Source organism: Methylobacterium sp. Leaf108 (assembly GCF_001423265.1).
Lineage (GTDB): Bacteria > Pseudomonadota > Alphaproteobacteria > Rhizobiales > Beijerinckiaceae > Methylobacterium.
The window spans coordinates 1-9,970 of the sequence record NZ_LMND01000019.1; the positions used below are offsets into that span (position 1 = coordinate 1).

Annotated in this window: 1 protein-coding gene and 1 pseudogene; one reads left to right on the forward strand and one right to left on the reverse strand. The window is 65.8% G+C overall.

All coding sequences use genetic code 11. The features are described 5' to 3' along the window. Positions 1-6,552, reverse strand: a pseudogene (locus ASF39_RS11120) (hypothetical protein); the annotation flags it as partial. 735 nt (positions 6,553-7,287) lie between these two features. Between ASF39_RS11120 and ASF39_RS22545 the strand changes: the two are divergent. Then, positions 7,288-9,970 (forward strand): S8 family serine peptidase (locus ASF39_RS22545; protein ID WP_056283861.1); only part of this gene is annotated, 2,683 nt, incomplete at its 3' end.

Genomic DNA, 9,970 nt, shown 5'->3' on the forward strand with positions numbered 1-9,970 from the left:
GTCGGCACCCTGGCCGGCRTTGACGTAGTCCGCCCCGGCCGTGCCCGTCACCGTCTCGCCGAGGTTTGTCCCGAGGGTCGCGGTGGTGAAGGCGTCGCCGCGCTGGGTCCCGCTGATGTCGCGGACATCGAAGGTCACGCCCGTTCCGGCCACGAAGGTGGTGCCTTCGTCGTCGTAGCGGCCGACCGGGCCGGTCGGGACGTCCGAGCCGTCCTCGGCCTGCAACCGCACCGCCAGGCCGTTKCCGGCATCGAGGCCGCTGCCRTTGCCCACCTCCGASGAGGTGAAGGTCAGGCGTACCTGTCCGGCCGTCGCGGCGTTGACCGTCACCCGGTCGGCGCCGGCGCCGAGATCGACGCTGTCGGCCCCATCCGTGCTGACGTTGACGATCGCGGTGTCGTCGCCGAGACCGCCTGCGAGGCTGTCATCACCCAGGCCACCCGTCAGCGTGTCGTCGCCGCCGTTGCCCTGGAGGGCGTCCGCACCGGACGAGCCCGTCAGAGAGTCCCCGAGCTGGCCGCCCAGGACGACGATCGGCTGCGCGGTGGAGGAGGTGTTCTGCGTCGCCGTCAGGTCCAGGACGATCGGGCGCGTGGCCACGTTCTGGAAATTGAAGTCGGTACCGACATTCTGGAAGTCGTTGTCGTGGATACCGGCGTAGGTGTCCGTCTTGGGAACACCGACGGAGATACCGGTGCCGGCCTCCTTGAAGACGTTGCCGGCGACCTCGTGGGTCGCGTCGTCGTACCCGTCGAGGTTCACGGCCGAGCGCACGTACTGGAACGTGTTGCCGGTGATGGTGAGATCGGCGCTCGTGCCGTCGGACCAGATGCCGCGCTGCCAGGATGCCGTCGAGAAGTTGGCCGCGTTCGCTCCGGTGATCAGGTTGTTTGCGATCGTCACGGCGCCGGAGAGGGCGGTGTAGAGCCCGATCGCACGGGATTCGGTATTTCCTCCAACGGTCTCGTTGAAGAACACCGAGTTCGTGACGACGTAGCTGCCCGATCCGGCAAAGTTCAGTGCCGGATTCGACGCACCGGTGGTGCCGGTCGCCGAGGTGGCGCGGAACTCGATGCCGTCCAGCGTGACGTTCTGGCTACCGGAGACCGAGACGCGACCGACGATCGACGATTCCGCGCCGCGCGTGGCCGCCCCCTTGATGCCCTCGTTGTTCACTCCCAGGATGGTGAGCGCCTTGTCGGCGATGGCGACGTCGCCGAGCCACGCGCCGGACGCGACGAGGATGGTGTCGCCGTTGGCGGCGGCATCGACCGCGGCCTGGATCGAGGCGTACCCGTTGCCGCCGACCAGCAGCGTTCTGCCCGTCTCCGCACCGTCGATCACCTCGACGCCGGAGAGGGTGTCGGTTTCGCCGGCTCCCGTCGCAACCGTCCAGCTGGCCTGCGCGGCATCGTAGGACACCGCCGTCCTGGGGTCGATCGCGCCGGTATAACGGGCGGTGTCGATACCGGCGCCGCCCTCGAGGATGTCGTTACCGGCGCCTCCGATCAGGACGTCGTTACCGGCAGCTCCCGCGAGCCGGTCGTCGCCCGCAGCACCGTCGATCGTGTCGTCGGGGTTCGAATTGGCGATGGAGGCGTATTCGGCCGTGATGAAGTCGCCCTGGTCGGTGCCGGTCACGGCCTGGCCGTTTCCGTCGCCGAGTCCGTCGCCATAGAGATAGACGCCGATCTTGCGATCGCTGCCCAGGCCCGTATCGCTGAAGGTGTTGTTCGTCCCGAAATACTGCTGGACGTCCTCGACCCCGTCCAGGACGCCGTAGCCGACGGTGGACGCCGCGGTATCGGCGAAATCGTTGTTGTCGATGAGGGTGCCCGCCGCCCAGTCGTCGCCGACGAAGGCATTGCCGAAGTCGGTGAACGTGTTGTTCCTGACGATGAACTGGGTCGAGGGGTTGAAGTAGCCGCCGTTGTCCCACCCCGTGACGAGGTTGCCGTCGATGATCAGGCCCGACACGTTACCGCCGAAGGGCGTCAGGAAGCCGGGATAGCCGGGGTTCGAACCGGCATCGACGACCGAATGCGTGATCGTGACATTGTCGGCGCTCACGTAGATGCCGGATTGATTCCCGGCGTTGGAGGCTCCGCCGACCACGGTGAGCCCGTCGATGACCACGCCATCGGCCGAAACATTGAGACCGCCGTTGAGGATCGACTCGCCGGCCGCGTCACGGTCCTCGCTTGCACCGTCGAGGCCGGCATAGGCCCCGCGAATGGTCACGGACTTGTCGACGTCGACGCTGCCCATATCGGCCAGCGTGCCGGCCATGACCACGATCGTGTCGCCGTTCGACGATGCGTCGATGGCGCCCTGAAGCGTGGCGAAGCCACCGGCGCCAACGAGAAGGAATTTCTTCCCGTTCGCATCGACGATTGTCTCGATACCCGTCAGGGTATCGGTTCCCTCCGTGCCTGCCGCCACCTGCCAGGCCATCGCCGAGCCGGGCGCCTTCGTGAAGGAGGCGCCGGTCAGGGCGACCCCGTAGATGGCCGTATCCGTGCCGTTCCCGCCGTCGATGACGTCGTCGCCCGCTCCGCCGGTGATGGCGTTGGCGCCGGCATCGCCGGTGATCGTGTCGGCCCCGGCACCGCCGATGACGTTCTCGACGCCCGCCACCGACGTGAAGCCCGAGGCGGTGCCCACCGACAAGTCGACGGTGACCGCTTCGGTGCTTCCGCTGTAGTCGAGGGTGTCGCCGGAGGTGCCCTGAGCGCCGAGGTCGAGGGAGATCCTCTCGACGTTGACGATGGTATCGCCGGTACCGCCGAGAACGCCGCCGGTGACGGTCACCGAGACCGTATCGTCGCCGCCGGTGCCGGACACCGCCAGCGTATCCGTGCCCGCGCCGCCGTCGATGGCGTCGTTGCCGTCGCCGAGGGTCGCCTCGATGCGATCGTCACCGTCGCCGCCGTCGAGGCGGTCGTTGCCCGCGCCGCCGACCAGGACGTCGTCTCCGTCGCCGCCGATCAGGGTGTCGTCGCCTGCGAGGCCCGTGAGGACGTTGTCGCCGGCTCCGCCGGTGATGACGTTGGCGAGCGCGTTGCCGGTTCCCTCCGAAACGATGCGGTTCTCGATGTCGTCGAAATAGAAGCCCTGGTTCTGCCCGAAGGCGCCGTCCTGCGGTGCGCCGCCGGCACTCGGCCGGAAGAAGATGCGGTTGGTCTGGTTGGCCTCGGCGTTGGCGCCGTGAGTGCCACCGATCGCATCGCGATAGTTCTCGAAGGTCGTGCTCGTCCCGGCGAGGGCGCCGTCGACGTAGATCTGGATGACGTCGTTGTCCGCGCCGTCGACGTAGGTGAGGCGCAGCTCGATGTCGTGCCAAGTAGCGGACGACAGACCCGAGACGAGGGTCCGGTTGCCGGTGAAGGCGGCAAAGTCGTTGACGCCCGCGCCCGTGTCGAAGTTCCCACCCGGCAGGGCATCGGCGACCGCGACACGCAGGCCCTGACCGGAGATCGACTCGATCACCATGAAGTTGTTGCGGTCGGTGCCGGCTTCGGTACCGAAATCCACCTCCAGACGGGAGTTGTCGGCAGTCTCGGAGACGGCCTTCACCCGGAAGGACAGGACGTGGACGTTGCCTTCGGCCGTGGTGCCCCGCTCACCGGCGGCGACCCCGAGGCTCGCCGAATAGGGCCCAGAGAATCCGCCCGAGGTCGGATCGCTCGACATCCGGAAGACTTTGTTACCGCCGAGGTCGACGACACCCTGGTCGCTGCCACCCGAGAGGACGGTCCAGCCGTTCTCGCCGTTGGCGATGGGGCCGGCGTCGAAATCCTGGAAGTCGTCCACACCGGTGGCGACGTCGAGGAGCGTCAGGTTCTCGACGTTGGCGCCGAGCGTGTAGCCGCCCCCGGTCACCACCGTATCGATGCCGCCGTCGAGCCCTTCGACGATGGTCTCTCCGCCGATGATCCGATAGGTGTCGTCACCGCCGAGGCCGGCGTAGGTGATCGGGCCGGTGGCCCCGGGCGAGGTGGAAACGGTGTCGGCGTCGCCGCTCAGCGTCACGTCGAGGACCGACAGGGTGCGGTTGTCGTAGGAGCCGCTCGCGGCCGAGGTGATGGCGACGTTGGTCACATCGACGCCGGTGGGGCCGGTATTGGTCTTGCCGGGCTCCCCGATGCGGATACCCGTCGAGGTGCCTGAAATGGTGCCGTTCTCGATGACGACGCCGTCGAGGCTCGCCGGATTGCCGTTGTAGCTCGGCGCGTCGTCGCGGGCCTTGAGCGTGATGGCACCTCCGAACGGATGCGGTGCGCCGCCGCCGTCCGACAGGCCGACATCCGTGAAGGCGAAGTCGGAGATGGTGATGTTCGAATAGGCCTCGTACTTCAGGTTGATGTCGATGCCGGCGCCGAAGCCTCCGAGGTTGGCACCGCTGCCACCGAAGGCGGGGCCGCGGCCGAACTGGCCGACATCGGTCATGACGAGGTCGACGAGGTCCGCGTTCGAAAGCTGCTCGAAGTACAGGCCCTTCTCGGTGAGGTTCTGGAAGCTCACGCCGTCGATGGTGACGTTGGAGAAATCTCCCTCCTCGCCGGCGGAGGCGTTGAAGGTCGCGCCGTGATAGCCGTCCCTGACGGTTCCACCGGTCCAGGTGAAGTCGGTGACGGCCGCCTGGGTCGCCTTGTTGATGCCTGTCACGAAGCCGTCGAGGACGATGCCGTCGAGGGTGAGCCCGCGGTTGCTGCCGACGTTGATGCCGGTCTGGTAGCTGGACAACGTGATGTCGGCGATCGTGACGTCGTTCGCGGCGATGCTCAGACCGATGGCCGCGGTACCGCCGGTATATCCGCTCGCCGTCTCGAGGAAGCTCGACACGCTGGCGTCGGCGGCAAGACCGTTGGCGGAGCGGAAGGTGCCCTGGAGGATCACGTCCGCGGCGTTGCCGGTGACGCTCTCGATCGTGAGCCCGGCCGTCGTGACCGAGAACGCGCCTGCGTAGTTGCCGGGCGCCAGCTTGATGACGTCGTTGACGCCGGCACCGGCCAGGGCCGAGGTCAGGCCAGCCGCGTCGGTGACGAGCCAGACGGTCGTACCGGCAAAGGTCACGCGCTCGATGCCGTCAAGTGTCACGACCCCGCCGGCGACAGCCACCGTGAAGGTTCCGGGCACCGTACCGGCAGCGATCGCAGTCTGCGTGTAGGGGCCGGTGAACGTCGCCGTGTCGAAGCCGGTCCCGCCACGCAGGATGTCGCCCGCACCGAGGCCGCTGAAGCTGTCGTCGCCGCCGTTACCGACCAGGAGGTTGGCGACCGAAGCGGATCCGACGAAGGTGTCGCCGGCCGAACCACCGGTCGCGTTCTCGATCCCGGTCAGCCCGGCCGAGAATGCACCGCTGACGCTTCCGGTGGCGAGGTTGATCGTCACCGCGGTGGTCGCGGACGACGCATCGAGCGTGTCCATACCGGCGCGGCCGTCGATGACGTCGGCGCCGGCGGTCGCGAAGAACACATTGTCCGCCCCCGACCCGTAGAGGCCATCGGCACCGGCGCTCCCGCGCAGGTTCTCGATGTTCACGAGGGAATCGACGCCGGTGGCCGTGGAGAACGAATTGCCGGAGGCGAGGTCGGCGAAGCTGCCCGCGGTTCCAGCCGCGGTGAGGTCATAGGTGTCGGTGCCCGCGCCGCCGTCGATCACGTCATTGCCGGCCGACGCGAAGATCAGATCGTTGCCGGAGCCATAGGTCAGCCGGTTGCCCGACACGGTGCCAGGCTGACCGTCGGTCTCGATGGACGATCCGAGGTTGCCGCCGGCGTCGTTCGAGAACGTGTTGTTCTGGATCGTCGTGTTCTCTTCCCGGCTGCGCAGCTGGGTGGCGAAGCGGTTCGTGAAGCCCGTGAAGGTGTTGTTCGAAATCGTCGTGTTCGCGGCGTCGATCGTGACAAGATTGTTGCCCTGCGGGTTTCCGCCCGCGTTCGTACCGCCGGCGGTCCCGGACACGAGGTTGTTGGTGAAGACGATGTTCGACGAGGGTCCCTCGTTCGAACCCAGCACCACGAGCTGGCGCGGCACGTTGGCGTCGGAAAATTGCGCGCCGAAACCACTTCCACCCGGCTGCGAACCCGTAAATGTCTGGCCGGAGAAGATGTTGCCGTCGATCAGAATGTCGGTCAGCGTTCTACCGAATTCACTGGTCAGACCGCCGTCGCCGTTGGCCACGACGTCGTTTCCGATGATGCGCAGTCCCGAATGGTTTCCGGTCAGGTAGATGGCGGCGCGCTCGATATTGGGCGGGCCGTCGAAGCCGACGACGGTGAACCCTTGTCCGACCCCACCGATGGTGACGTTGTTCACGCCCGCCACGATCTCGATGGCGCCCTGGCCTGAATTGTCAGGGGAGCCGACGATGGAAGTCGTACCGCGACCGCTTTCGGACAGTAGGGTCAGCGGCTTATCGATGATGACGTTTTCGTAATACGTGCCGGGACCGACGATGATGGTGTCGTTTGCAGACGCCGCTGCGACGGCCGCCTGGATCGTGGAGTAAACGGTCGAGCCGCCCTGCTGATCAAACAACGTCGCCATCACATACCCCTACTCGGTTACAGACAGAGTGACGCAGGCCGAGCGGCAGCGTCCGCATAAAACGGGCAATGAGCGCTTTTGACGGGTGTCAGGACTTGGCGATCACTTCCCTGTCACGCCCCGTTAACCGGGCGTTAAGTGTTCGCCAAAAGCCATGCGCAGGCAGGGGTTGTCAATGAGGCGATGTACTGATTCTCACAGCATTCATCGGACGCGACGACGTTTCGCAATGCGAAGACGGCTTCCGAAAAGTGGCGATATCGTATCTTCTTCGATAGGGCAGCGAGCGAGAGTTGCTATATTGATTAAACGACTTTTGCATCACTGTAGCGAGAGCACGGCTCAAATCGATCCGCATTGCGTTCGGCAGTTTTACGTTTGTCAGTGATGAACGACGTTTCAAATGTAATCCTATTGCCATGAGCGACAACAATACTTGAATCTATCTCATGTTATACAACCCTGAGATGGGTACACTTTTTACATTCTCGTCGAGGTCGATTTATTAGCGCCGATCAGGCCAAGGCAGCGATCATGCGCCCCGACCGTGCCAGACAGAACGCGATGTCATGATTGGCGGGATGATCCATTAACTACGTCCATCGTTGTGCTGATCCTCGGCAAAATTAGTGATTAATATTAACTTAATCGATGTTTTATGAAATAATCATGCCCGCATAAACCGAATGTACTGATCGGTCCGATATCTCGCGATTCCCATCCGGGAACGCTGGCATGACATCGCTCTCATCAGACGGCCTTGAAGACGGCATCGTCGACGACACCGATCAGGTCCGGTCGCTCGGCTACAATGCGGCCTACGCAGGACAGCTGACGGCGCCCAAGATGTGGCACCTGTCGACGACCGTTCCCGGTGGAGCCGGCTTCGCCGAGGCCTGGGCCTATGCCAAGGGCGAAGGCACCGTCATCAGCGTCGTCGATGAGGGCGTGAACTATCGACACGCCGACCTGGCCTGGGCCTACGATGCCACGATCGACTACGATCCGCGTGATGCCGCCGATGCGATGGACGCTCGGCCCGACCTCACGACGCAGCGCCATGGCACCAACGTCGCCGGCCTCATCTCGGGCGACATGGCGAACGCCATCGCGACGGTCGGCGCCGCACAAGGGAGCATCCTGACGGCGACGTTCCTGCGCTACGGCGAGAACTTCGTCATGTCGGAACTGGCCGACATCATCGCCCATCAGGCCAACTACGACGTCAGCAACAACAGCTGGGGATTCACGACCGCGTTCGCCGACAATTTCGAGAATGCGAACTTCGCCACCACGGCCGCGGCCCTGGCCGGCGCCGTCGGCGACGGTCGCGAGGGCCTCGGCACGGTTTTCGTCTTTGCCGCCGGTAACGGCAAAGTGATGAAGAACGGCGTGAGCGTCTCCGACGATGCGGGATTCCACAGCCTGGCGGCCTCGCGCTTCACGATCGCGGTCGGTGCCCACGACGACAAGGGGACCCCGGCGTTCTTCTCGAGCCCGGGGGCCAACGTGCTGCTGACGGCGCCGGGGATGAGCGTTCTCACGACGAACGGCGGCTCAGACGGAGCGACGGAGTATTCCTACGTCTCCGGGACGTCGTTCGCCGCTCCTCTCGTGTCGAGTGCGGTCGCGCTGATCCTGTCCGAGAACCCGCTGCTGGGATATCGGGACGTGCAGGAGATCCTGGCACTCAGTTCCCGGTCCCGCCTCGGCGGTCCCACCGCCGCGAACGGCGCGACCGCCTTCAACGGCGGCGGCCTGATGTTCGACCGCGAGGGGGGCTTCGGCACCCTCGACGCCGCCGCAGCGGTGAACCTGGCGCGTCACTGGCACAGTCAGTCGACGGCCGCCAACGAGCAGCGTCTCGAGCTGGCTTTCGCGATTCCCGCCAGCCTCGACAAGACCAGAACCGTGCTGGAAGCGGAGCTGATCTCTCCGGACGCGACCGGGTTCTCGATCGATCACGTTTCCCTGCACGTGAATCTCTACGACCGCGGTCTCAAGGACCTGAGCATCGCCTTGGTCTCGCCGGACGGGACACGCACGGCGATCGCCGAATCCATGGCGGTGGTCGGCTCGCGCACCAGCCTGAACTTCACGTTCGGCTCGGTCGCCACCTGGGGCGAGGATCCGTTCGGAACCTGGCGCGTCGAACTGACCCATAGTCAGGCCCCGAGCACCTTCATCGCGTTCGAGGCCAGCCTCCAAGTCTACGGCGATTGGGACACGCCCGACGATACCGCCTTCATCACCGGCAGCTTCGCTGACCTTGCGGCCCTCGATCCCGGCAGGGCCACCCTCGTCGATACCGACGGCGGCGTCGATACGCTCAACTTCGCGGCCTCCAAGACCTCGGCGATCGTCGATCTGTCGAGGGAGACGGCGAGTTCGAGCGACGGCGTCGTGATCGTCCTGGCGGGCGAGTACGAGAACGTCATCGGGTCCGTCGAGAGCGATCGACTGACAGGCTCGGACGCCGCCAACCGCCTCGTCGGCGACGACGGCGACGACACCCTCCTCGGCGGGGCCGGCGACGACACCCTCGACGGCGGCACCGGCGACGATCGCCTCCAGGGCGGCGACGGCAGCGATCGTCTCGACGGCGGCCTGGGGATCGACACCGTCGTGCTCGACGGTTCGTTCTTCGACTATGCCGTCACACGCGAGGGCACGCTCTACGCGATCACCGACAGAAACGGAGCGCTCGATCGTGTCACGGCCGTCGAATGGGTGTCCGTCGATGGTTTTCTGGCCGATCTGACGCTCGCTCCCGACATCCTCGTCAGCGCAGCCCCCTCCATCGGGGCAATCACGGCGCACGACGGTGGCGCCCTCGTCGTGGACGACGGGTCGACCGGCACACCCCTGGCCACGATCACGGGGCACGATCCGAACCTGCTCCTCGGGGATGTCCTCAGCTTCTCCCTCTCGGGACTCGACGGTCGGTCACTCGACGGTGCCTTCTCGATCGCCGCGACGGCGACGTCGCAGGCCGTCCTGACCTTTGTCGGGGGGGCGGCCGGTTCCTACGACCTCCTGGTGACCGCCACCGATCGCTCCGGCCATGCGGTCACCGAGACCGTCGTCGTCACCGTGCTTCATCGCAACGCGGGTCCCACCGCGATCGCCATGGATCACCTCTCCGTCGACGAGGCTGCTGACGGCCGCATCGTCGGCCGCGTCGGCGCGTCCGATCCCGAGGGCGATGACCTCGTCTTCACCGTGGACGACCCCCGGTTCGAGGTCGCCGTCACCGAGGCGGGGCTCGTCCTCAGGCTGGTGGCCGGCATGAGCCTCGACTTCGAGCATCAAGCAAGTGTGACCGTTGGGATCACGGCGACGGACGGGGGTGGCGCGACGTTCACGAAGGACTTCACGATCGTGGTCAACGACGTGGACGAGGCGGCGACCGGGGCGG